The organism is Deinococcus soli (ex Cha et al. 2016), from assembly GCF_001007995.1.
Lineage (GTDB): Bacteria > Deinococcota > Deinococci > Deinococcales > Deinococcaceae > Deinococcus > Deinococcus soli.
Map to the genome: position 1 here is coordinate 3,133,579 of NZ_CP011389.1, position 21,029 is coordinate 3,154,607.

18 protein-coding genes are annotated in these 21,029 nt (G+C 70.7%); 8 read left to right on the plus strand and 10 right to left on the minus strand.

From position 1 onward, the window contains the following. Positions 1–320 precede the first annotated feature (320 nt). From SY84_RS15170 to SY84_RS15180, 3 genes are all read left to right on the plus strand, one after another. The gene (locus SY84_RS15170) at positions 321–1,070 is read left to right on the plus strand and encodes an ATP-binding cassette domain-containing protein (RefSeq protein ID WP_046844704.1); all 750 of its coding nucleotides are present in this window, start codon (positions 321–323) and stop codon (positions 1,068–1,070) included. Then, positions 1,060–2,343 (plus strand): ABC transporter permease subunit, encoded by a 1,284-nt coding sequence (locus tag SY84_RS15175; protein ID WP_245621357.1) that lies wholly within the window; start codon positions 1,060–1,062, stop codon positions 2,341–2,343. The genes SY84_RS15170 and SY84_RS15175 overlap by 11 nt, the downstream gene beginning before the upstream one ends. Positions 2,344–2,413: 70 nt before the next feature. Next, positions 2,414–3,265 (plus strand): metallophosphoesterase family protein, encoded by an 852-nt coding sequence (locus SY84_RS15180; protein WP_046844706.1) that lies wholly within the window; start codon positions 2,414–2,416, stop codon positions 3,263–3,265. A 102-nt stretch (positions 3,266–3,367) separates the two neighbouring features. Here the strand turns inward: SY84_RS15180 and SY84_RS15185 are convergent, their stop codons facing one another. After that, on the minus strand, positions 3,368–4,981 hold the full coding sequence (locus SY84_RS15185; RefSeq protein ID WP_046844707.1) for a fasciclin domain-containing protein: 1,614 nt from the start codon (positions 4,979–4,981) through the stop codon (positions 3,368–3,370). Positions 4,982–5,166: 185 nt separating this feature from the next. Further along, the gene (locus SY84_RS15190; RefSeq protein WP_046844708.1) at positions 5,167–8,556 is read right to left on the minus strand and encodes a DNA translocase FtsK; all 3,390 of its coding nucleotides are present in this window, start codon (positions 8,554–8,556) and stop codon (positions 5,167–5,169) included. 86 nt (positions 8,557–8,642) lie between these two features. On the opposite strand from SY84_RS15190, the gene SY84_RS15195 reads away from it, so the two are divergent. Continuing rightward, the gene (locus SY84_RS15195) at positions 8,643–9,062 is read left to right on the plus strand and encodes a Mov34/MPN/PAD-1 family protein (RefSeq protein WP_046844709.1); all 420 of its coding nucleotides are present in this window, start codon (positions 8,643–8,645) and stop codon (positions 9,060–9,062) included. Continuing rightward, complete coding sequence (locus tag SY84_RS16080) at positions 9,059–9,532, plus strand: AAA family ATPase (RefSeq protein WP_052751201.1); 474 nt, start codon at positions 9,059–9,061, stop codon at positions 9,530–9,532. The genes SY84_RS15195 and SY84_RS16080 overlap by 4 nt, the downstream gene beginning before the upstream one ends. Here the strand turns inward: SY84_RS16080 and SY84_RS15205 are convergent, their stop codons facing one another. From SY84_RS15205 to pulA, 3 genes are all read right to left on the minus strand, one after another. After that, on the minus strand, positions 9,533–10,483 hold the full coding sequence (locus tag SY84_RS15205) for a nucleoside hydrolase (protein ID WP_419177406.1): 951 nt from the start codon (positions 10,481–10,483) through the stop codon (positions 9,533–9,535). A gap of 68 nt (positions 10,484–10,551) precedes the next feature. Further along, positions 10,552–10,842 (minus strand): hypothetical protein, encoded by a 291-nt coding sequence (locus SY84_RS15210; RefSeq protein WP_046844711.1) that lies wholly within the window; start codon positions 10,840–10,842, stop codon positions 10,552–10,554. A gap of 80 nt (positions 10,843–10,922) precedes the next feature. Beyond that, positions 10,923–14,627 (minus strand): pullulanase-type alpha-1,6-glucosidase, encoded by a 3,705-nt coding sequence (gene pulA, locus SY84_RS15215; RefSeq protein ID WP_052751202.1) that lies wholly within the window; start codon positions 14,625–14,627, stop codon positions 10,923–10,925. Positions 14,628–14,845: 218 nt separating this feature from the next. Here pulA and SY84_RS15220 point away from each other — a divergent pair, with 218 nt between their 5' ends. Next, on the plus strand, positions 14,846–15,052 hold the full coding sequence (locus SY84_RS15220) for a hypothetical protein (RefSeq protein WP_046844712.1): 207 nt from the start codon (positions 14,846–14,848) through the stop codon (positions 15,050–15,052). A gap of 58 nt (positions 15,053–15,110) precedes the next feature. Here the strand turns inward: SY84_RS15220 and SY84_RS15225 are convergent, their stop codons facing one another. The 3 genes from SY84_RS15225 to SY84_RS15235 form a co-directional block, all read right to left on the minus strand. Further along, entirely contained in the window at positions 15,111–15,554 is a 444-nt protein-coding gene (locus SY84_RS15225) for a hypothetical protein (protein ID WP_046844713.1), read from the minus strand. A 62-nt stretch (positions 15,555–15,616) separates the two neighbouring features. Continuing rightward, positions 15,617–16,126 carry a DUF3592 domain-containing protein gene (locus SY84_RS15230; RefSeq protein ID WP_046844714.1) on the minus strand — a complete coding sequence of 170 codons (510 nt, stop codon included), beginning with the start codon at positions 16,124–16,126 and terminating at the stop codon, positions 15,617–15,619. A 77-nt stretch (positions 16,127–16,203) separates the two neighbouring features. Next, complete coding sequence (locus SY84_RS15235; protein ID WP_046844715.1) at positions 16,204–17,064, minus strand: M55 family metallopeptidase; 861 nt, start codon at positions 17,062–17,064, stop codon at positions 16,204–16,206. Between the two features lie 91 nt (positions 17,065–17,155). On the opposite strand from SY84_RS15235, the gene map reads away from it, so the two are divergent. Together map and SY84_RS16085 are read left to right on the plus strand one after the other, a co-directional pair. After that, positions 17,156–17,917, plus strand: a complete 762-nt coding sequence (gene map / locus SY84_RS15240; protein WP_046844716.1) for a type I methionyl aminopeptidase — start codon at positions 17,156–17,158, stop codon at positions 17,915–17,917. Next, positions 17,914–18,576 (plus strand): pentapeptide repeat-containing protein, encoded by a 663-nt coding sequence (locus SY84_RS16085; RefSeq protein WP_052751203.1) that lies wholly within the window; start codon positions 17,914–17,916, stop codon positions 18,574–18,576. The genes map and SY84_RS16085 overlap by 4 nt, the downstream gene beginning before the upstream one ends. A gap of 89 nt (positions 18,577–18,665) precedes the next feature. Here the strand turns inward: SY84_RS16085 and SY84_RS15255 are convergent, their stop codons facing one another. Further along, positions 18,666–19,739, minus strand: coding sequence for an N-acetylmuramoyl-L-alanine amidase (locus SY84_RS15255; protein ID WP_046844717.1), 1,074 nt, complete (start codon positions 19,737–19,739; stop codon positions 18,666–18,668). A gap of 208 nt (positions 19,740–19,947) precedes the next feature. Further along, positions 19,948–20,934: a peptidoglycan-binding domain-containing protein gene (locus SY84_RS15260; RefSeq protein ID WP_081424625.1), complete on the minus strand. Its 987-nt coding sequence runs from the start codon at positions 20,932–20,934 to the stop codon at positions 19,948–19,950. Positions 20,935–21,029 lie beyond the last annotated feature (95 nt).

Here is a 21,029-nt window from a genome sequence, read left to right on the forward strand (position 1 = left end):
GTGACTGGTCCGTGACACTTGGTTGACGTCTGGCTTGTACGCAGTGCAACTTTGCGGCCGGAACTGGCCTCTAGCGCAACTTTCCTATTGTTACAGATTTTCTCTCATCTTGCATGAGCAATCGGGGGATTGCTTTTCATGGACGTCCTGTGTCCCTGAACGCGAAATACCGTGAGTGACGGCGATTCTCCCGCATTTCACATCCGTCTCATGCACTGACCTTGATCGATTCAGCGCGGCCAGCGGGAGCGAATGGGAACCTGACCGGAACCTGACCCGTACTCCCCGCTGTGCCCCCGGACAGGGGGATCAGGAGGCCCATGCTCGACATTCAGAACGTCACCAAGTCCTACCGCGCCTACCAGGCGCTGCGCGGCGTCACCCTGCACGCCCACAGCGGCGAGGTCTTCGGGCTGCTCGGTCCCAACGGCGCCGGGAAGACCACCTTGCTGCGCATCCTCGCCACACTGCTCGAACCGACCTCCGGCACGGCCGTGGTCGGCGGGCACGACATCCACCACGATCCGGAAGGGGTGAGGCGCGCGGTCGGCGTCGTGAACGGCGGCATGGGTCTCCCCGCCCGCCTCACGGGCCGCGAGGTGCTGCGGTCCTTCGCCACACTGTATGGAATGACCCGCGCGCAGGCCGACGCTCGCATCGCGGACCTCAACGACCGACTCGAACTGGGCCGCACACTGGACGTCCGCGCCGGGGAGTACTCGACCGGCATGAAGCAGAAGGTCGTGATCGCCCGCGCCGTCATCCACGACCCGCCCGTGCTGATCCTGGATGAGGCCGCCAGTGGCCTGGACATCTTCGCGCGGCGCACCCTGCTGGATTTCGTGCACGCCACCCGCGCGCCGGGTCGCCTGACCGTGTACTCCACGCACGTCATGAGCGAGGTCGAGGAGGTCTGCGACCGCGTCGCCATCCTGCACGAGGGGAACCTCCTGAACGTCGGCACGATTCCTGACGTGCTGGCCCGCACCGGTGCGAGCAGCCTGGAACGCGCCTTCTTTGCCCTCGTGCGGCCAGACGCCGTGCGTCCGGAGGCCAGCCATGCCCGCTGAGCGAGCCCCCCGGCGCGGCGGCCTGCGGCCCGGCATGGTCTGGCAGATCGCCGCGCGCGACCTCCTGACCACCCTGCGCGACCGCCGCACCCTGAGCGCCACGATCCTGATGCCACTGATCCTGATTCCGCTGTTCACGCTGGGCCTGCCGCTGCTGATGGGGAACCTGATCGGCGGGCAGCAGCAGGCGCGGCAGCAGCTGGGCGTGGTCGGCACCCTGCCCGATGGCCTGCGCCGCGCACTGACCACCGACGAGACGCTCCCCGACGGCACCGTCACCCGCGCCGGGGTGGACCTCGTGCCCGTCACGGACCCGCTGAAGGCCGTACGGGACGGCACCGTCGAGGCCGCCATCCAGCCCGGCGGTCCCCTGCCCGCCCGCGCCGGGGACGGCACCGGCACCCTGAAGCTGTACGCGAAACTCAGCAACCTCCGCGCCCGCAGCGGCGCGTTCGGCAAGGTTCAGGACGTCGTGGACGGCTACAACCGCCAGCTGGCCACCGCCCGCCTGGGCACGCTGGGCCTCGGCGCGGACACCCTCGAACCCGTCCGCATCCAGCCTGTGGACGCCAGCAGCGCCCAGGAGCAACGCAGCGGGCAGCTGGCCTTCCTGATCCCCATGCTGATGATGCAGTTCATCCTCGCGGGCGCCCTGGCCACCGCGCTGGACGCCACCGCAGGCGAGAAGGAACGCGGCACCCTGGAAAGTCTGCTCGTCGCCCCCGTGCGCCGCGCCGAGGTCGTCACCGGGAAACTCCTGGCCACCGCCACCACCGCCCTGACCAGCGCCGCATTCAGCGTCATCGGCTTCCTTTTGAGTGGCCTGATCATGCGCGCCTATCAGAGTGCCAACCCGGGCAACGTCGCCACGTTCACGCAGGCGATGGGCGGTCAGCTGACCCTGAGTGCGGTCGGCGTCCTGACGCTGCTGGGTGTCGCCGCAACCACCGCGTTGCTGATCAGCAGCCTGCTCATCCTGGTCGGCATCTACGCCCGTAGCTTCAAGGAAGCGCAGACGTACGTCGCGCCCATCAACCTGCTGGTCGTGCTGCCCGCCGTCACCCTGCAGTTCGCGGACTTCCTGAACACCAGCGCCGCGCTGTACGCCACGCCGCTGATCGGCGGGATGCTCGCCATCCTGGATACCGTCAAGGGCAGCGGCGAACCCGCCCACGCCGCGCTGGCCATCGCCGGGAACCTCGCCGGAACCGCGCTGTTCAGCCTGCTCGCCCTGCGGTCCTTCGGCCGCGAGGAAGTCATCTTCCGCAACTGACCCGGACGCCGCACGCAAGTGGGCCGCGCCTTCCAGTGGCGCGGCCCACCCTGCCCTAGAATGCCGCCCGATGAGGATTGCTGTCCTGGCCGACATTCACGGGAACGCCGACGCGCTGGACGCCGTGCTGCGCGACGCCCACGACCAGGGCGCCGGGCGCCTGATCGTGAACGGCGACGTGGTCAACCGCGGCCCGGACTCCGTGCAGGTCATGCAGACGCTGCTGGACCGGGACGTGACCTTCACGCTGGGCAACCACGACGATCTGCTGCGCCTGTGGCACGCCCGCAGCGACGTCCTGCCTGCCGACTGGTACGCCGACCCGTTCTGGGGCGCGACCGCCTGGAGTGCCCAGGAACTGGACCGCGCGGGCCTGCTGCACGTCCCCGCCGACTGGCCCATGACCCTGGACCTGCACGAGAGCGGCCTACCCCCGGTGCAGATCGCGCACGGCACCCGCGACCACTACCGCGAGAGCCTCAGCGACCGCACCGACCCGGCCCGGCTGGACCAGCTCGCGGCTGCCCCTGGCGGCGGGCGCTACGGCCTGCTGATCGGCTCGCACATCCACCGGCCCGTGCAGCACGAACACGCCGGCACGCTGGTCCTGAACACCGGCGCGGTCGGCTCGCCCGCCACCGGCGACCCGCGCGCGCAGTACCTGCTCCTCGACGCGCAGCCCGGCGGGTGGCAGGTCACCCTGCGCGCCGTTCCGTACGACCGCAGCGGCGTGCTGCGCCGCTTCCAGACCAGCGGCCTGCTGAACACCGGCCTGAGCGCCCGCATCTTCCGCGACGAGATCATCACCGCCCGCAGCCTCTACACCCCGTACTGGAGCTGGACGGAACACCAGGGCATTGCCCGCACCGACGCGAGCTGGACCGACTTCCTGCGGCGTCACCCGGACCTGCAACCCGCCTGACCCGCCCGGGATAGCCTCCCTGCGGTACAAGCCCAGGGAGACGCGACGCCAGCGCAGCAAAACCCCCCTCCAGAAGGGAAGGGGGCGTTCGGTCGGGATGACTTACTTCAGGGTGGGGGGGAGGAGGACGGAGTCGATCGGGTAGATCACGCTGTTCCCAGCGTCCGCGCGGCTGCTGACCATGCCGCCCATGATGCCGTCCGCGCCGCGCACGCCGACCTTGTAGCCGGTGCCCTCGACCATCAGGTCGATGCTGCTGCCTTCCATGGAGCGCAGCTGCGTGACGTTCAGGCCCTCGTCGATGACGCGGCCGGTGACCACGTGGAACAGCAGCACCTGCTTGAGCTTGTCCATGTCGGCCATCAGGGTGTCCAGGGTTGCCTGGGGCACCTTGGCGAACGCGTCGTTGGTGGGCGCGAAGATGGTCACGTCACCCGCGACCAGCGCGTCGACCAGACCCGCCCTCTGCACCAGGCTCAGCAGCGTGCTGAACTGCGGCTGGGACAGCACCTCGGTGATGTTCGCGCCGGACTGCGCGGCGGGCAGCGTCACGGTGACGGTCGGGGTGGTCACGGTCGTCTCGACGGTTGCGGTGGGCAGCACCAGATCGGGCGGCAGCAGCACCTGGTTGATGGCGTAGATGAAGCCGTTGCTGGCTTCCAGGCCCGCGCCGTCCACCATGGCCTCGTTCACCATCTGGGTGGTGCCGTCGAGCTTGAAGTTCAGGCTGGCGCCCTGCACGCTGCGCAGCTGCGTGGCGGCGGCGACCTGATCGGCTGTGACCTTGCCGGGCACCACGTGGTACGTCAGGACGGCCTTGAGGGTCTCGGGGTCGCTGGCAATCAGGGCCAGGGTGTCGGCGTCCACAGCGGCGAACGCCTCGTTGGTGGGCGCGAAGACCGTGAACTCGTTGCTGATCAGCACGTCGTTCAGTTCGGCGTCGCTGAGCAGGTCACGCAGGGTGCTGAAGCGCTCGTCGGTGGTGATCAGGTCGTATACGGTGTTGCTGCTGACGGCCGTGTCGGTGGTCGCGGTGGTGGTGTCGGTCGTCGTGGTCGTCGTGGTGGTGGTCGTGGTCGTGCCGCTCATGCCGACGGGCATCGCGGGAATGGCCATGATGTCGGTCGCGGCGGGCGCCGTGCTGGCAGGCGCGGGCGCCGGGGCGGGCGTCGTGACCGTCACGGTGGCGGGGGCCGGGGCGGGCGCGGCGGCCATGGCGGGCATCAGGACCGTGTCGACCACGTGCACGATGCCGTTACAGGCCATCACGTCGGCCTTGGTGACGGTGGCGTTGTCGATCATGACCTTGCCGCCCATCACGTTGATCAGCACGCTGCCGCCCTGCGCAGTCTTCGCGGAGGACAGCCCCATGACCTGCTTGGCGGTCACCTTGCCGGGCACCACGTGGTACAGCAGGATCGAGCGCAGCAGCGCCGGGTCGTTCAGCGCGGCGGCCAGCGCGTCGCTGGGCAGTTTGGCGAACGCGGCGTTCGTCGGGGCGAACACCGTGTACTGCCCACTCATGAGCGTCTGCGACAGACCGGCGGCCTCGACGGCGGTTGCCAGGGTGCTGAAGTTCGGGTCGGTCGTGACGATCTGCGCGATGCTCTTGCAGGCCGCGGCGGGGCGGGGGGTGGCGGGCGCGCCGGCCCCACCGGCCAGGGCGGGAGTGACGAGCATCAGGCTCAGGGTGAGCAGACCAGTGTGCTTCTTCATGAGATCACCTCGGGAAATGGATATTGAACTGCGGGTTACCGTCAAACAATCTTCACCACGAAGCCACGAAAAGCAACTTTTGGAAGCAATCTTGCAGGTCAACTAAATAAAAATGGCCCCGACATTGGGGCCACTCTCATTCACAGTTCAGAACCTTGAGATTCCGTTGATCAACAGGCCGGGGTTCACTTCCCGAAATACTCCGGCAGATCCGCCTCAGTGACCAGCACCTCACGCGGCTTGCTGCCCTGATGCTTGCTCACGATACCCATCGCCTCTAGCATGTCCATCAGCTTCCCGGCGCGCGCATGCCCGACCGACAGACGCCGTTGCAGGCGCGACACGCTGCCCTGACCCTCCTCGATGGCGATCTGCGCCGCCTGCCGCAGCAGCGGATCACTGAAGTCCATGTTCGACTTGTCACCGCTGGGCCCGCTGGCCTCCACGCCCCCCTCGAAGTCCGTGCCGTACGCCTCCACGAACGCGTCCTCGAACACCTGACGGCGCAGCTCGTCGGCGATGCGGGCGGACTCCACCTCGCTGATGTACGGCCCCTGCAGGCGGATCGGTTTCACGAGGCCCGGCTGGTAGAACAGCATGTCGCCCATGCCGGTCAGGCGCTCGGCGCCCAGCGCGTCCAGGATCGTGCGGCTGTCGTGGCTGCTGCTCACCGCGAACGCGATGCGCGCCGGGACGTTCACCTTGATCAGGCTGGTGAGGATGTCCACGCTGGGCCGCTGCGTCGCCAGCACCAGGTGCATCCCGGTCGCGCGGGCCATCTGCGCCAGGCGCATGATCGCCGACTCGACCTCCTTGGGGCTGGTGATCATCAGGTCGGCCAGCTCGTCGATGATGATCACCAAATGCGGCAGTTCCGGTTCGCCCACCTGGCGCATCTTCGCGTTGAACTGCTCGAGGTTCTTCGCGCCCACCTGCGACATCATCTTGTAGCGCCGCTCCATGTGCGCCACGGCGCCCAGCAGCACGCCCGCCGCGTCCACCGGGTTCGTCACGACCGCCCGCACCAGATGCGGAATCCCGTCGTACGGCGTGAGCTCCACCATCTTCGGGTCGATCATCAGGAAGCGCAGCTCGGTCGGCAGGTACTTGAACAGCAGGCTGGTGATCAGCGTGTTCACGCACACCGACTTCCCGCTGCCAGTACTGCCCGCCACGAGCAGGTGCGGCATCTTCGCGAGGTCCCCGACCATCATCTCGCCGTCGATGCTCTTGCCGAGGATGATCGGCAGTTTCGCCCGCGAGCCCTTGAAACTCGGCGCGGCCGCCGCCTGATGGAACGTGATCGGCTCACGCTCGGCGTTGGGCACCTCCAGGCCGATCACGCTCTTGCCCGGCACCGGCGCCTCGATACGCACGCCCCCCACCGCCAGCGCCCGCGCCAGATCGTTCGACAGGCCCGCGATGCGGCTGATCTTCTCACCCGGCGCCGGTTCGATCTCGTAGCGGGTGACGGTCGGGCCGCGCGCGTAGTCCACCACACGCGCCTGCAGGTTGAAGTGCCGCAGCGTCTCGTCGATCAGCCCGGCCCGCTGCCGCGCCGAGATGTCCAGCGCCTCGGTGTTCAGCGCCGCCCCGGGAATCGGGTCCAGCAGCGCCTCGTCCGGGCGGGCCAGCGGCAGCGCGCCCTGCACCGGGCGTGGAGTCGCCTCACCCGTGAACAGTGGCATCGGTGCCGAGGGAGTCTGCGGGGGGGGCGGCGTGCGGCGTTCCGGCTGCGGGCTGTCCCAGGGGGCCGCCGCGGCCGCCCGGACGGGGGTGGCGGCTGCCGGGACGGCCGGGGTCGTGGGCGCCGGGCCGAACGGCAGGTCGTCGTCATCCCAGCCGCTGAAGGGATCCATGCCGTCCGGCGCGTCCTCCAGGCCCGGCACGACCGGATCGGGCCGTACCTCCGGCGTGTAGGCGGGCGCGGCGCGCTGCGGCGTGGGCGGCAGGGTCACCGCCGGGGTGGGCGCAATCGGGGTATGCATGGGCGCCACCGGAGTGGACGCAACCGTCGCCGGGGGGAGCGGCGTCGCGTCCCAGTCCAGCGCCGCCGCCGGGGCAGCCAGCGGGGCCGAAATCGGGGCAGGGGAGAGGTCGGGGGCCGTCCCCATATACGCCGGGGCCGGGGCAACCGCCACTGCGGCCGACCGAGCGGGGGGCGTCCAGAGGGGCGACGTCGCCACGGCCGGGGCGGCAGCGGTCAGCGGCGCGCCGAAATCGAAATCCAGGGTGGGCAGCGCGGGCGCGGCCTCCGGGACGGGCTGCGCGGCCAGCGCCTCGGCGCGGCGGCGGGCGTCGTCCTGCGCGCGGGCCAGCTGTGAGCGCCACCCGGACGGATCGGCCATCACCGCGTCTGGGTCGGCACCCAGCGCCTCCGCGAGCGATTCGGCCAGCTCGGTCGGCGCGCGGTCGAACGCGGCGGCCAGTTCCGGCCAGCCGACGTACGCCGCCGCGCGGGCTCGCCACGCCGTGAACTCCTCGGCGAGTTCCGCCCACTCGCAGGCGCGGCCTGTGTGCGCGGGCAGTTCGCGCGTCAGCATGCCCGCGTCCGGTTTCCCCAGCGCCTTCTCGGCGGCCTTGCGGTCGCGTTCCAGCCGCCCGGCCCGCTGCGCCAGCCGCTGAACCTCCAGCACGAGCGCCCGGCGCAGCCGCTCCAGCGCCGCGCTCGCCATGGTGCTCGGCAGCTCGGCGCTCAGGTCGTGCCGCCCGGCGCGCAGCTCGTTCGCCACCGCCTCGACCTGCGCGCCCGCCTCGGGGGCCTCGGCGCCCACGGCGGCCCGCAGGTCCCGCGCGGCGTTCCCCACGAAGGTCCGCGCCACCTCGCGCCACGCGACCAGCTCCCGGTCCAGGTTCTTCAGGCCCGCCTCGTCCAGCGAGCGCACGTCCCGGCCCGCCGCGCGCAGCTCGTCGTGCAGACCGGACAGTTCCGGCGCCTGCGGGTAGAGGCGGCGCAGGCCCTCGACCTCGCGTTGCAGGTTCGCCAGCCCCTGCCGCGCCCCGACCCGCGCGCGCGCGGCGTCGCGGCCCTCCTGGCGCGATTCAATCACGCCCTGCACCTGCGCCGCGCCGCCCCCCAGCAGCACGCTCAGCGACCGGAAGAACCCCTTGAGGAGCGACAGCGGGGACAGGCGCAGCATCACCTCCACGCCCAGCGTCAGCGTGAGCAGCGGCAGCAGCGCCGCCGCGTAACTCAGCGTGCTCACCAGCGGGTGCATCGCCAGTCCCGCCAGCTGCCCCGCCTGCCCCGGCTGCGCCACCTCGTGCAGGGCCAGCAGGGACAGCACGACCACCACGCCGCCCAGCACGCGCCGCGTCAGGTTCGTCACGTCGCGGTTCAGGAACACCAGTGTCCCGTACGCCACCGGCACCACCGGCAGCAGCGTCGCCGCCCAGCCCAGCCAGCCCACCAGCAGCGCCCGCGCCTGCCCCATGAACGACTCCGACCCGGGCTGCGCCGGCTCCATGAACACCGTCACGCCCAGGAAGATCCCAAGCGCGAACAGCACCAGGCCCAGGGCCTCTCCGTCGAACCGGCTGACCGGAGCTGCACCCCTCGAACGCGCCTTCGCCATGCCGCGCAGTGTACTCCAAAATCAGGCGCAATTCCGCACCAGCACGGCATTTCGACCCCTATGCCCCCGGCGTGGGTCATGCCAGAATGCCCGGCGTGCCCCTGCATCTTCCCGCCGCGCTGCACGCGGCCCTCTGGCAGCACGCCCGCACCCACCCCCGCCACGAGGTCGTGGGTGCCCTGGGCGGCGTCCAGCACGGCGAAACCTGGTGCGTGCACACCCTGTACCCCCTGCCGAACATCGCGCCGGACCCCACCCGCGAGTACCTCGCCGACCCAACGTACCTGCTGCGCGCCCTGAAAGCCATGCGCGCCGAGGACCTGGACCTCGTGGGCCTGTACCACAGCCACCCGCGCGGTCCGGACCGGCCCAGCCGCACCGACACCCGGCTGGCCGCGTACGACGTGCCGTACCTGATCGCCGACCTGCAGGGCGGCACGCTGCGCGCCTACCTGCTTCCCGAGGCACACGAGGTCGCGCTGCACGTCACGGACGGACCGGAGTGAGGGCCATTCACGCCCTGCACGGCTTCATCGGCAGCGGCAAGACCACACTGGCGCGCAGGCTGGAAACGCAGTTGGGCGCGCTGCGCTTCACGCCCGACGAGTGGATGACCACCCTGTACGGTGCCGACCCGCCCGCCGACGAGTACCCGATCCTGCTGGACCGCGTGCGGTCCCTCATGCACGCGCAGTGGACGCGGGCCGTCACGCTGGGCGTCCCGGTCATCCTCGACGAGGGCCTGTGGACCCGCGTCAGCCGCGACGAACTGCGCGCGCAGGCCGCCGCCCTGGGCGTGCCGCTGACCCTGCATGTCCTGCCCTTCGACCCGGCCACCGCGCGGGAACGGATCGCGGCGCGCAACGAAGAGGCGGGCGCGCATTTCGTCGCGCCCACCACCTTCGAGCTGTTCCTGCCGCGCTTCGAACCACTGACGCCCGACGAGGAACCCCTCCAGCACGTCATCCGGTCCTGATCAGGGCAGGCGGCCCACCCGCTCCAGCAGCAGGTCGAAGAATTCCGCGTCCCGCACGCCCACCGCCACCCGCACGTTCGGGACCTGCCCGGTCACGCCGTACAGGTCGCAGACGGTGCGGCCCACGTTCAGGCCCTCGGTGATCTCCACGCTGACGGGCATGGCCTGCCAGTCCAGCAGGTCCGGGCGGATCGCGGCGGCCACCGCCAGCGGGTCGTGGAGCGCCCCGCCGTCCAGGCCGTAGCGGCGGCGGTACACGTCCGCGTAGAAGGTGAGCAGCTCGGCGCAGGCCTCTCCCGCGCGGGTGCCCAGGGCGCGCAGCGCCGCGATGCGGTCCGGCCCCGCGACCGCCTGCATGGTCACGTTCAGGCCCACCATGCGCAGCGGCACCCCACTGGTGAACATCACGTGCGCGGCGTGCGGGTCGGCCAGCGCGTTGAACTCGGCGGCGGGCGTGCGGTTGCCCTGCGCGGTGCTGCCACCCATCCACACGACCTCTCGGATCAGCGGTGCGATGTCCGGCGCCAGCCGCAGCGCCAGCGCCACGTTCGTCAGCGGGCCGGTGGGAATCAGGGTCACCTCGCCCGGCATGGCGCGCACCGTGCGGACGATGAAGTCCACGGCGTGCTCGGCCTCAGGGGCTCGGGCCGGGTCCGGCAGGCCCTCGGCGGGCAGTCCCGAGTCCCCGTGCACGGCTGCCGCCGTCAGCGCCGGGCGCACGAGCGGGCGGTCCGCGCCCACGTACACGCCCACCCCATCCGCTGCCGCGCCCGCCAGGGCCAGCGTCACCCCGGCGTTGCGGGTCGTGCGGTCCAGCGAGACGTTGCCGTGCACGGTCGTCACGCCCAGCACCCGCAGGTCCTCCGGACTGCCCAGCGCGAGCAGCCACGCCACCGCGTCGTCCAGGCCAGGGTCACCATCGAGAATCACGGGCAGCGGGAACTGGGTCACGCGCGGCAGCATACCGCCAAAGGAAACGGGCGGCGCCCACCGTGGCAGCCGCCCGCCAGAGGAGTGGCTCAGGCCTGCGCGGTGCCGGGCTGCTGAACTTCCTCACCGCGGATGGTGGCGATGGTCGCCTCCACGAGTTCCGCGAAGCCGCCCTTGTGCATCGCGGCGAGCAGTTCGATGGTCTTCGCGGCGTTCCCCTCGAACGCGAAGCCGGTGTTGTCCAGCTGGCAGCCGTTCATGGCGGTGCCGTCCGTTCCCTTGTACACGAGGAGGCATTCGACGAACGTGCAGTTCTGGAACTGGGTGCCGTCCAGTTCGATGCGTTTCTTGGTGAAGGTCTGGTTCTCGATGGTCTGCATGAGTGGACGTCCAGTGTACGCGAGGGGATGAACGGGTGGGGGCCGCCCGGTCGCCCGGCGGCCCCCTGTCCGGTGCGGGTTTACTTCCCGACGAACACGGCGGTCGTCAGGGCGGGCACCGTCACGCTGTTGCCAGCGGCGCGGCTGCCCTTGACGGTCGCGTCGGTGCCCGCCGCCAGCGCGGGGTGCAGGCTGAGGTTCAGGCCCGCGAGGGCCGCGTCATTGAGGGTCACGCTCTGGCCGGTGGCGTTGAACACGACGACCACGTTGCGGTAGGGGTTGGTGGGGCTCACGGCGCCGCTGAGTTTCATGGCGATCACGCCCGCCTGCTGCTGCGGTCCCACGTTCAGGAACGTCAGGCCCTGCTGCACCTGCGCCCCGGTCTCCATGCGGAACAGCGTGCTGGAGTACCGGACGCGCAGCATCTCCTGGTAGTGGTCGAAGGCGCGCTTCACGTCAGTCGAGCTGACCTTCAGGGCGGCGTTCCCCAGCAGGCCGCGGTACAGGTCCCAGTTCGCGGCGTTCTTCTCGGCGGGCGGCAGGCCCTTCCCGAAGCCGTTGCTCTTGCCGGTGTAGTCCAGCGTGTTGAACCAGTCGCCGCTGTTGTAGCTGTCGGTGTCGAAGCTCTTGGAGCGCAGCATCTCGTCCCCGGCGTAACTGAACGGCAGGCCCTGCCCGAGCAGCACGACGCTGTTCGCGACGTTCTGCATGCGGGTCCGCTGGGCCGGGGTGGCGCTGGCGGGGGCTTTCAGGAGGATCGCGTCGAACAGCGTCTGGTTGTCGTGCGCGCTGACGTACGTGATCGCCTCGCGGGGGCTGGCGGCGTACCCGGCGGGCGCGCCGTTATAGCCGATCTCGGAGCCCTTCACGGTCTTACCGGTCGCGTCCGTGAAGCGGTAGTCGCGCAGGTTGCCGGTCAGGCCGATCCGCACCTGATCCGCCAGACGCAGCGCCTTGGCCCTGTCCGCGTTCACGGGCTGGCCGTTGGGCAGCACGAACAGCCCGGTGGCGAAGCCCTGCTCCTGCAGGCCGCCGAAGGGGCTGCCGCCGCGCACTGCGTCACGCAGGCGGTCGTTGAAGGTCCCGATGCCCTGCCCGAACAGGTTCAGTTGCGTGGCGTTCGTGCCGCGCCTGTTGCCCTGCACCTCGCCGAAGTCCCAGCCCTCGCCGTAGAGGTAGATGCTCTTGCCGTCCACCCCGTCCTTCTGCACGGTCAGGGCGTCCAGCGCCTTGCGGGCCGCCTGCATGTCCGTGACCATGTGGTGGCCCATCAGGTCGAAGCGGAAGCCGTCCACCTTGTAGGCCCTGGCCATCAGGACCAGCGTGTCCACCATCAGCTTGCGCATCATGACGTGCTCGGTGGCGGTGTTCGAGCAGCAGGTGCTGTTCTCCACGCCGCCGTTCACGTTCAGGCGGTGATAGTAGCCGGGCACGATCCGGTCCAGCACGCTGCGGTCCGCCTGCCCGCTGGCGGCGGTGTGGTTGAACACCACGTCCTGCACGACGCGCAGACCCATGCCGTTCAGCGCGGCGACCATGCGGCGGTACTCCAGGGTCCGCTGGTCGGGGTTCACGGCGTAACTCCCCTCGGGCACCATGTAGTGATACGGGTCGTAGCCCCAGTTGTAGGCGTCCTGATCCTTCACGGCGCCGATGGCCTTCTGCTGCTCGTCGCTGTTCGGCGCGAACTTGCCCAGGTCACCGGGAGACTTCCACGCGGCCCTGTCCTCGCTGATCGTGGCGATGTCGAAGGTGGGCAGCAGGTGCACGGCCTTCAGACCCGCGTCGGCCAGGGCCTTCAGGTGCTTGACGCCGTCACTGCCGGGCAGCGTGAAGGCGAGGTATGTGCCGCGCTGCGCCGCCGGGACGGTGCTGTCGGCGGCGCTGAAGTCGCGCAGGTGCAGCTCGTAGAAGCTCAGGTCGCCCGCCGACCGCAGCGCCGGTTTCTTCAGGGCGTCCCAGGCCTGGGGTTTGGTGGCCGGGTCGTTCAGGTCCAGCAGGACCGAGCGGGTGCTGTTCCGCGTCAGCGCCACCGAGTACGGGTCGGTCACGAGGTTCGTCTCGACCTTCCCGGTGCTGGGCGCGTACACCTTCACCTCGTACCGGTAGGCGGCGCCGCGCCAGTTCTGTGCGCCATTCGCGGTCCAGACGCCCTTCGCGTCACGGGTCATGGGCAGGACTGTTTCCTGGCCGCCGGGCACGGTCAGGCGTAATTTGACGTCCTGCGCGGTCGGGGCCCACAGGCGCAGCGTCGGGATGTTGCCCTGCCACTGCGCGCCCAGCGCGCCGTCGTACGCGTACAGGTCGTCCAGCGCCCAGGCGGTCTGCACGCCGGTCGCGTCCAGCACCGTGCCGTCCGGCATGACGCTGCTCACCGCCACCTGCCCCTGCAACGCGGCCCCGACGCGGGCGGCGTCCTCGGCACGCACGCGCAGCAGCGCGTAGCCGCTCAGGTACGGCGCCTTCGCCTTCAGGGCGGCGCTCAGGCCCCCCTCGACCTCCTCCAGCGTCAGGGTGTCGCCGCCGTCCACACCCGCCCCTGTCAGCTTCAGGCCGCCGGCGCGCGCGGCGTGCAGGGTCAGCAGCGCGCCCGGTTGCACGAACTCCGGCTTCACGGCGATCAGGTCGCGCGACAGCATGACCGCCTGCTGGCGCGTCAGGTCGCCCACCGTGCGCAGGCTCGTGTCGGGGCGGGTGGTATTCACCGTCGCGCTGCCGCTCACGATCCACGCCTGATTGCCCATCTCACTCGTCAGCACCTGATCCGCACCCGGATCCTTGTTGTCGCCGTTATGCACAATGAACCCCAGTTTCTTCCAGTCCGTCTTCATGGGCACGTCCCAGTACACGCCGAACGAATTCGTGCCCGTGGGCGTCAGGGGCTTATCCCAGGCGACCTGGGCGGTCGTGTCCTCCCAGGCGTGCAGGCCCCAGCCGTCGTACTTGCCGTCCGGGCGGTAGTAGTTGATACGGGCCACGCCCGCCGGAACAGGCGGGTCGCTGAGCACGGCAGGCGCGCCGTACGCGAACTCGGCCTTCCCGCTCGTGACGGTCACCTCGTTGCCCTTGCTCAGGTCGGCGAACATGTCGGCGCCCGGGTCCTTCTCGTCGCCCTTGTGCACGAGGAAGCCGATCTTCGCCGCGCCGTCTTTCAGCGGGACGTCCCAGTACGCGCCGCCCGCGTCCACCCCCGTGGGCGTCAGGGGTTTACTCCACTCGACCTGGGCGGTGGTGTCCTCCCAGGCGTGCAGGCCCCAGCCGTCGTACTTGCCGTCCGGGCGCACGTAGCGCACGCGCAGGACGTTCTTCGGGATGGGTTGCGCGCTGCTGCTGGCCGCCGGTGTCGCGGCAGGCGCGGTGGCTGCGGGCGCAGCGGCCTGCGCGACGGGCGCCTGGCTGGCGTCCACCGTGAACGGCCCGGCCTTCGTGTACGCGACGTTCAGGCTGCCGGACTTCAGGAACAGTTCGCGGCCGCGGCTCAGGTCGAACCACAGGTCCCTGTCGGCGTCCTTGGTGTCGCCCTTGTGCACGATGAAGCCCAGCTTCTGCGCGCCCGGTTTCAGGGGAATGTCGAAGTAGGTGCCGAAGTCGTCCTTCCCGCTCTGGGCGAGGGGCTTGTCCCAGGCGACCTGGACGGTGGTGTCTTCCCACACGTGCAGGCCCCAGCCCGCGTAGGCGCCGTCCGCGCGCTGGTAGTGCACCCGCGCGGTGTCGGCAGGCAGGGTTGTCTGCGCCGCTGCCGAAGCAGACAGCGCGACCGTCAGGAGGGTCGCCAGTCTTTTCATTGGTGTGGAAATTGTAGCGCTTCCAAACCGGGATGGGGGAGAGGCCGAGGTCATGACCTCCGGTCCGAACAGGCTGAAAATGTCGGGCACGACGCTCATTTTCTGACCAAGGGCCGACACGGCACACGCCGCTCCTTCTGGAAGCATTCCACGGCGCATCAAGCCCCCTTGACCCACCCCACACGCAGCCCGACCCCCACGCCCCTACGCTGTGCCCCATGACCGGCACCGGACACACCAGCGACGAAACCCGCGACGAACCCCAGCACGACCACAGCGACGCCGAGAGCCTGCGCCACATCCCCGCCGACTACGACGACCGTGGCGTGGTGCAGGACAGCCCCGGCAACCCCGACATCGGCGTGGAGCACGGCGAACCCAACCGTCAGAAGGACCCGGAGCGAGACGACACCAGCGGCGACTGAGGACGGTCAGGAGCAGGGGCACCCGAGTTTAAGGGCGCCCCTGCTCCCCTGCCGAACGTCAGAAGCGCAGTTCCAGTCCCAGGCCGGCCCCGACAGTCCCGGCACTCGTGCCGCGCACGAAGGCGCGCCAGCCCGCCGGGCCGAACACCGGCCCGCGCAGTCCCGCCTCGCCGTAGAGCGCGTACACGTTGCCCCCGCCGTTTGAGGGCAGCAGGGCCTGCCCGCCCAGCGTGGCGAACGCGTCCACCTTCGACAGGGGAATGTTCAGGTCCCGCAGCGTCAGGCCCAGCGCCACCCGGTTCGCCGAGGTGTCCGTGACGCGCCAGGGCCGCTCGGCGCTGCCCTCGAGGCCCACCGTGCCGACGAAGGGGACGGGCAGCAGCGCCGCGCCCGCGTGCACGCCGAAGCCGCCCGTCGTGGCGTCCGCCCCGGCCCACGCCACGGCGGCAGAGGCAGGCGCGGTGAGGGTCAGGGCGGCCAGCAGGGGAAGGAACCGGGTCATGCGCGCAGCGTACCAGCCGGGCCGGTGAGAACGTGACGGAGCGTTCAGTGTGGGCTGACCGCTCACTTCGGCAGCCACGTCTGCCCGCCCCACCGTTCACCGCCGCGCCCAGCCCACAGGACCGCGCCGCCCAGCACCAGCGAGGCCGGGCCCAGCAGCCACAGCGGCCAGGACAGGCCCAGGCCCACCTGCAGCACGCTGCGGGACGGCTGCCGGGGATCGTAACGCACGGGGACCGATTGCCCCACCGGGTACTGCGCCAGCACCCGCCGCGCGCTCCTCAGGGAGGTGGGGTTCAATTGGAAGAAGTTAAGTCGCTCGCCGCTGTACATCTGCCCACTGGCGCGGTAGGTGTAGTTCACCTCGGGCCGCCAGCCGCGCCGGTCTGCGAAACGGCCCGCTGGCACGGCCTGCGCCCGCGTGACCGTGCCGGTCGCCACCGGCCAGCGCGCCGCCCGCAGGGATTGTCCCGACTGCCATACACCGGAGCCCAAGAGCAGCGCCCCGACGAGCAGCAGGAGCAGGGGCACGGCCGGGTAGCCGGGGCGGGGACGGCGCGGGGGACGGGACATGTCCCGCAGTGTCGCTGCCCCTCCTGCGGGCCCGGTCCGGGTTGGGTCGGGACGCCTTCATGAACGCGCTGCGGGCGTCAGCCGTCCAGCCTGACCTCGGCCACCTTGGCGAGCATGCGGAACGTCTGGAACAGGTGGTACGCGTCCGGGCTGTGCCAGCCGACCGTGACGGCGTCCACGCGGGTCACGCCGGGCACGCGCTCGCCGGCGTCCGCGCGGGCCTGATGGTTGAAACTCACCTGCGCGTGCGCGGGCCAGCGGGTCACGTAGGGGGTGGCGTCGCCCGCCGCCTCCACCGCCCGGCGCGCCCCGTCCCGGATGCGGCGCTGCGCCTCACGTGGGTGCAGGTGCGCCGCCGCGAAGGCACTCAGACCCTCCTTCACGGGCACTGTGACCACCCCGGACCCCAGTTCCGCCGTGATCTCGCCCATGGCCACATCGTCGCCGCTGGCGAACAGCACCGGCACGCCGTAATGCCCGGCCAGCAGGGCGTTCAGGCCGTACTCGCCGGTGCTGACCCCGTTCACGACCACGTCCCGCACGAAGCCGTTCCAGGTGTGCGCCAGCGGCCCGCGCACGCTTCCGGCGCGTGCGTGGTACCCCACGAACAGCAGGCCCACCACGCCGGGCTCCTGCACGCCCTGCACCATGCTCAGCGGCTTGTCGTTGCCGCTCGTGAAGCGCACCCCGTCGGGCAGCAGTTCCGGGATCAGGTTGCGCATGGTGTCGTGACTGTCGTTCACGAGCACGTCGGTCGCCCCGGCGTCCAGTGCGCCCTGCGCGGCGGCGGCCGCCTCCAGCGTCATGCGTTCACGGGCGCGTTCGTACTCCGCGCCGCTCACCAGACCGCCGAATTCCGGGGGGCTGACCTGCACCCAGCTCGAGACTCCGGTCACGCCCTCCATGTCCACACTGATCACCACTCGCCGCTCGGTCATGGCTGGCAGCCTACCAGCGGGCTGGGGAGAGGGTGCGGAGCGTGACCTGCGGCGGCCCCGACGCGGCGCGGGCGTGTTAGCCTCATTCGTTATGAGCCGCGTGCCCCTGAAATCCGCCCGTGAAATCGAGATCATGCGCCGCGCGGGCGCGCTCGTCGCCGATACCTTCCGTGTCCTCGCGCCGTTCGTGAAACCCGGCGTGACCCTCAAGGAACTCGACCGCTTGGCCGAGGAGCACATCCGCAAGGCCGGGGCGATTCCCGCGTACGTCGGGTACGGCCCGAAGAACAACCCCTTCCCCGGCACGATCTGCGCCAGCGTGAACGAGGTCATCTGCCACGGCATCCCCGACGCCCGCGAACTGAAGGACGGCGACATCATCGGCGTGGACATCGGCGTGCTGCTCGACGGGTACTACGGTGACGCCTGCACCACGTTCGCGGTCGGGCAGGTCAGCGCGGAGGTGCAGGGCCTCGTGGACACCACCCGCGAGTCCCTGAAGGACGCGCTGGACCTCGTGAAACCCGGCGCGCGGCTGGGGGACATCGGCCACGCCATCCAGAGCCTCGCCGAGGGCCGTGGGTACGGCGTGGTGCGCGAGTACACCGGGCACGGCATCGGCAAGCGCCTGCACGAGGAACCTACGGTCCTGCACTACGGGGCGCGCTATACGGGGCTGAAACTCCAGCCGGGCATGGTGTTCACGATTGAACCCATGGTCAACCTGGGCCGCCCCGAGACGCGCCTCCTGGCCGACGGCTGGACGGTCGTCACCGCCGACGGCAGCCCCAGCGCGCAGTTCGAGCACACCGTGGTCGTCACCGCGAAGGGCCACGAGATCCTGACGGTGTGAACAAGCCCGCCGCGCCGACACCCCCCAAATTTCCGCGCAGTGGCGTCCGCGCGCCCAGCCCTGATCAGATCGAAGACGAGGCGACCCTGCGCGGCGCGCTGTTCGGGGGGGGCGACTGGCCCGCCCTGGCCGCGCTGCACAGCGTCACCTTCGCCGGGTGCGTGTTCCGGCGCGTGAACCTCACCGGCAGCGCCTGGGAGCGGGTGCGGCTGCTGGACGTCCGCTTCGAGGACTGCGACCTCAGCGGCGCCCGCTGGACGGACGTCAGCCTGGAACGGGTCGAGGTTACGGGTTCGCGCCTGCTGGGCCTCCAGGCCGCCGGGGTGCGCCTGCGGCACGTCCGCCTGACCCGCGTCCACGCGCCCCTGAGCGTCTGGCAGCGCGCCGACGCCCTGCACCTCCACCTGAGTGGCTGCGACCTCAGCGAGGCCAGCTTCATGGAAGCGAAGTTGCCCGGCGCGGTCCTGCGCGACTGCCGCCTGCACCGCACCGACCTGCGCGGCGCGCAGCTGGACGGCGCGGACCTGCGCGGCAGCGCCCTGGGTGGCCTGCGCGCCGGGGCCGCCGACCTCCAGGGCGTCACGGTGGAGGCCGCGCAGGTGCTCGACCTCGCTCACCTGCTGGGCGTGCAGGTTGAAGAACTGCCCGGCGAGGCGTAGGCCGCCGGGCAGTCACAGCGTCCAACCGCTGTTGTCGGCGGGGACTCGCGCTGCTCAGTCCCCCTGAACACCGTTGTCACGCCTGCCTCTCAGCTTTCCAGCGCCAGCCAGGTGTTCGGCCCGACGATGCCGTCTGCCGTCAGGTTTCTGCTGGCCTGGAAGGATTTCACGGCGCTCTCGGTGGCGGGCCCGAACGCGCCGTCCACCGTGACCGCATACCCGCGCGCTGCGAGCTGCCCCTGCGCCGCCTGCACGGCCGGGCCGCTGTCGCCGCGCCGGACCGTGCGGATCAGGCGTTCCCAGGTGGCCGACCCGATCAGGCCGTCCGGCGTGAGGCCCGCCCCCGACTGAAAGGCGCTGACGGCGCTGGCCGTGCCGCTGCCGTAGCTGCCGTCCGCCGTCAGGGTCTGCCCGGCGGCGATCAGCAGGCGCTGCGCGCTGCGGACCCGTTCGCCGGTCATGCCGGTCTTCGTGGTGGGCCAGATGCGCACCTGCACGCCCAGCCGCGCCGCCACGTCCGCGCGCAGCTGCGGCAGTTTCGCGTACAGCACGTCGCCGGGGCAGTCGGTGTTGTTGAAGTCCCGGTGTCCGTACAGTTCCGTGGCGGGAATGCCGTACTGCTGGCACAGCCACGCGCACAGGCCCACCAGCGCGCCGTACTGCCCGGCGGGCGGCGCCACCGTCATGTACGTGCCCTCGTTCTCGATGCCGACCGCCACGTCGTTCTGCCCGTCGCAGTGGGCGCCCTGCACGTGCTGCGTGCCACCCTGCGCGGCCTCCAGGCTGCGGTGGCGGCCCTCCAGGACGTACCCGCCCCGGCTGACCGTGAACTGCTGCCCGGTGTCGATCCACCCGCGCGAGAAGTGACTCTGCTGGATGGTGCGCGCCAGGCTGAACGCCTGCGCCTGCGACAGGTCGGTGGTGTTCGCACTCGCGGTGTGGTGCACCAGGATGCGGGTGGGTCGCGCCGCGAGCAGTAGGGTGGGCGATTTTGCCGGTTGCGCCAGCCACGCCGCGCAGCCCGAGACGCCCGGCGCCGCCACCGCCAGCGCGTTCAGTCGTTCAGGCACCCGCGTCAGGGGCACGCCGCAGCCCGCCAGGACGGCACTGGCGCTCGCCAGCAGCCCCAGCCGCAGGACATCGCGCCGATGCAAGGTATTCATCGTTTCCTCCGGGGTGCGAAGGTGGCGTACGGGGAGCGCCGCCGGAACCGGGCGGACGCCGTGCGGAGCGCGGGGCCGGGCGCGCCGGAAGCTACGCTACCCATCAGGGACCGGGTGGTGCCCCCTGAAGCAGCTGCGGATGTGGGGCGTGGAGTGGGCGGGGCGGCTGGGAGTGTGGCCTGACCGGGGGTGAACCGTGTCGTCACGGTCAGTTCCAGGCGCAGTGCACGTGGTTGCTGTGCCCGCCGGGGGGATCGTAGTACGCATTGAACGTCTGACTGGGATCGCTGCCAGCCGCGAGGCAGGCGTTGCGCGCCGCCGTGTGAGCGCTGTTGGGGCTGCTGAGACTTACGCCGTTCCAGATGCCGATATCGAACGCCAGGCCCGCGTAGTGGTCCGAGTACGTGGAGTGCACCCCGCCCGCGATGGACGTGATGTAGAAGCTGTTGCTCCGGGACATGTCGTACATGCCCTGCAACATGCTCTTTTTCAGGTACACGGTCAGGCCGCAGTTGGCGTTGCTGGCGCAGCCGCGCGTGGCGGCCCGCCCGGCGGCGGTGTCCAGCATGTTCTGCCGGGGGTTGCCGCTGACGGTGCTGCTGCTGGTGCCCAGTGTGACGCGGCTGGTGTTCAGGATGCTCTGCGCGAGACTGGCCGCGGTGCTCGACCCACCGGTGCTGGCGCCGGTCACCAGGGCGTGCCAGGTGTTCAGACCCACCACGCCATCTGTGCTCAGGCCGCGTCTGGTCTGGAAGTCCCGCACGGCCGTGTTCGTGCCGGACCCGAACACGCCGTCCACGGTGACGCCCGTGTACCCGTACCCGCTGCGCAGCTGATCCTGCACGGCGCGCACCGCATTGTTGTTGTCACCCTGGCGGACGGTCACGATCAGTTTCTCCCAGGTGTTGCCGCCCACGATGCCGTCCACCGCCAGGCCGTTTGAGCTCTGGAAGGACCGTACGGCGCTGTCCGTCCCGGCGCCGAACGCGCCGTCCACGCTCAGGGTGTAACCGCGGTGGCGCAGCAGGTACTGCAGGGTGACCACGTCGCGGCCACTGTCGCCCTGCCGCAGCGCCTGCCACGTCAGGACGGACTGCGCGCCCAGCGTGGGCGTGGGCGACAGCGAGGCCGGGGTGCTCGGCGCGGCGCAGCCTGCCAGGAGGACCGTCAGGAGGAGGGGGAGACGAAAGCGCATGGATGAACCTCCGGAACACGCGTGGGGAAAGGGCCCCGGATGCCAGGGAGGGCACCCGCAGGAATTGAATTGACGCGTGACCCCGACTGTAGCGC

Bases quoted from the DNA above. Each gene is read 5' to 3' on its own strand.
- SY84_RS15170 (WP_046844704.1), top strand. From the start codon at position 321: ATGCTCGACATTCAGAACGTCACCAAGTCCTACCGCGCCTACCAGGCG.
- SY84_RS15175 (WP_245621357.1), top strand. From the start codon at position 1,060: ATGCCCGCTGAGCGAGCCCCCCGGCGCGGCGGCCTGCGGCCCGGCATG.
- SY84_RS15180 (WP_046844706.1), top strand. From the start codon at position 2,414: ATGAGGATTGCTGTCCTGGCCGACATTCACGGGAACGCCGACGCGCTG.
- SY84_RS15185 (WP_046844707.1), bottom strand. From the start codon at position 4,981: ATGAAGAAGCACACTGGTCTGCTCACCCTGAGCCTGATGCTCGTCACT.
- SY84_RS15190 (WP_046844708.1), bottom strand. From the start codon at position 8,556: ATGGCGAAGGCGCGTTCGAGGGGTGCAGCTCCGGTCAGCCGGTTCGAC.
- SY84_RS15195 (WP_046844709.1), top strand. From the start codon at position 8,643: ATGCCCGGCGTGCCCCTGCATCTTCCCGCCGCGCTGCACGCGGCCCTC.
- SY84_RS15210 (WP_046844711.1), bottom strand. From the start codon at position 10,842: ATGCAGACCATCGAGAACCAGACCTTCACCAAGAAACGCATCGAACTG.
- pulA (WP_052751202.1), bottom strand. From the start codon at position 14,627: ATGAAAAGACTGGCGACCCTCCTGACGGTCGCGCTGTCTGCTTCGGCA.
- SY84_RS15220 (WP_046844712.1), top strand. From the start codon at position 14,846: ATGACCGGCACCGGACACACCAGCGACGAAACCCGCGACGAACCCCAG.
- SY84_RS15225 (WP_046844713.1), bottom strand. From the start codon at position 15,554: ATGACCCGGTTCCTTCCCCTGCTGGCCGCCCTGACCCTCACCGCGCCT.
- SY84_RS15230 (WP_046844714.1), bottom strand. From the start codon at position 16,126: ATGTCCCGTCCCCCGCGCCGTCCCCGCCCCGGCTACCCGGCCGTGCCC.
- SY84_RS15235 (WP_046844715.1), bottom strand. From the start codon at position 17,064: ATGACCGAGCGGCGAGTGGTGATCAGTGTGGACATGGAGGGCGTGACC.
- map (WP_046844716.1), top strand. From the start codon at position 17,156: ATGAGCCGCGTGCCCCTGAAATCCGCCCGTGAAATCGAGATCATGCGC.
- SY84_RS15255 (WP_046844717.1), bottom strand. From the start codon at position 19,739: ATGAATACCTTGCATCGGCGCGATGTCCTGCGGCTGGGGCTGCTGGCG.
- SY84_RS15260 (WP_081424625.1), bottom strand. From the start codon at position 20,934: ATGCGCTTTCGTCTCCCCCTCCTCCTGACGGTCCTCCTGGCAGGCTGC.